Source organism: Streptomyces ossamyceticus (assembly GCF_001418475.1).
In the GTDB taxonomy this organism is placed as follows: Bacteria; Actinomycetota; Actinomycetes; order Streptomycetales; family Streptomycetaceae; genus Streptomyces; species Streptomyces ossamyceticus.
Map to the genome: position 1 here is coordinate 1 of NZ_LIQX01000664.1, position 1,486 is coordinate 1,486.

Annotated in this window: 1 protein-coding gene and 2 pseudogenes; 1 reads left to right on the forward strand and 2 read right to left on the reverse strand. The window is 68.9% G+C overall.

The features are described from left to right. Both AOK15_RS36065 and AOK15_RS43110 read right to left on the reverse strand, forming a co-directional pair. A pseudogene (locus AOK15_RS36065) lies at window positions 1-544 on the reverse strand (hypothetical protein); the annotation flags it as partial. 313 nt (window positions 545-857) lie between these two features. After that, the gene (locus tag AOK15_RS43110) at window positions 858-986 is read right to left on the reverse strand and encodes a DLW-39 family protein (protein ID WP_003999697.1); all 129 of its coding nucleotides are present in this window, start codon (window positions 984-986) and stop codon (window positions 858-860) included. Between the two features lie 327 nt (window positions 987-1,313). Here AOK15_RS43110 and AOK15_RS49040 point away from each other — a divergent pair. Further along, a pseudogene (locus tag AOK15_RS49040) lies at window positions 1,314-1,486 on the forward strand (DUF6344 domain-containing protein); the annotation flags it as partial.

Consider the following 1,486-nt stretch of genomic DNA (forward strand, 5'->3'; position numbering starts at 1 on the left):
GCTCCCACGCGTAGCCGAGTTCGAGCCCCCACTCCTGCCCAGCCCTCCCCCCGCCGGACCCCGACGACCCACGCGATGACAGCCCTGACGAGGCCCCGGACGACGTGCTGGGGCCGACGCGCTCGACGACGAGGTAGTACGCCCCGGCCGCCTGGCACATGTACTCGTCGGCGCCGATCTCACGCGAGGCCCAGGCGGTGACGGGGTGGGCGCTGCGCGTGGGACCGAAGCGGGCGTTCCCGTACGAGCAGCGGTGGGCGTCGACGTCCTCGATGGAGACCCTCAGCCCGTCGGAGGAGGCGACGCTCGCCCCTGCCGCGGGTACGGCGGTGCCCGAGACGTACGCGTTGGCGACGGCGTCGAGGTCGAGGCGGTAGTAGAGCTTCTCGCCGGGGCCGATGGCACTGCGGTACGTCCTGCCCGGCGTCAGCCGCACCGCCTGCGTGGTGCCCGTCGAACCGTCGACCGTCGTGGCGTCCTCGGCGTAGGAGTACGGCGTCGGCTCGTCGGCCGCCAGGGCGGGAACGGGCTGTGTCGTGGTCATGAACAGGGCCGCTCCCACGACTGCCGCAGTGCGCCCCCAGACCGTGCGCCGCCCCATCACGCGCCACCCCTCGTCGTAGCCCCGAACGCGCCCATCCTGCCGTTCCCTGCGCACAGACGCGCGCCTTCTCAGGTACGAGCGGCCGAAATCGCGCTCTTGACAGGACGATGATTTACCCTCGCAATCGGAATGTTCGCGATAGCGAAGTGCAGGCGCCTTGGCGGCTTCCGCGGGGCTGGGACGAAGGACCCATGACACACAAAACCCCGGCCGCTCATACGGCCGGGGTCTGCTCTGAGGCTGATGTCGATGTTCACGAACCCGTGGGCACGGAGTCAGTCGCCTCCGTCCACAGATCCTGCTCGGCGCGATCCGCCTGGATCTGGCGGTACACGAGGAGCCCGCCGATGGCGGCCAGTGCGACCAGGAGAAGCTTCTTCACCGCGCGACCTCGTCTTTCCTTGACGTAGGGGACCTCTGGCGCCCGACTATACACACCGACCGATATCGATCGGTGACCTGCGTCGGCCCCTCAACTCCCGGCCGGACGACCCCAGTAGAACCGGATGCCGTCGTTCCTATCGCAGGTTCATCGGACCGGTTTCCCGTACGACTTCGCAGCTCCGGGGAACTCTCGCACGCCCTTGCGCCCATCCGAGTGGTGTTGATCTGAAGATCGACGCGCCACGGGCGTCGGTCCCCCACTTCGCGACCCGCATACACATCATGAGGAAAGTACGCAAATCGCCCGACCCGAAAGTGAGGGGCCATGGCCCAGAACACGGTCATGAAGCTGTGGACCACCATCGTCACCGCGTTCCTCGCGCTGTGCACCGCGCTCGGACTCATCACGACCGCGGCGGCCGCCTCGGTACCGCAGCCCGAGACCACCCGCAACTGCGCGGCCCGCACGACGACCGCGGACCTGCCCCTCCCCTCCCG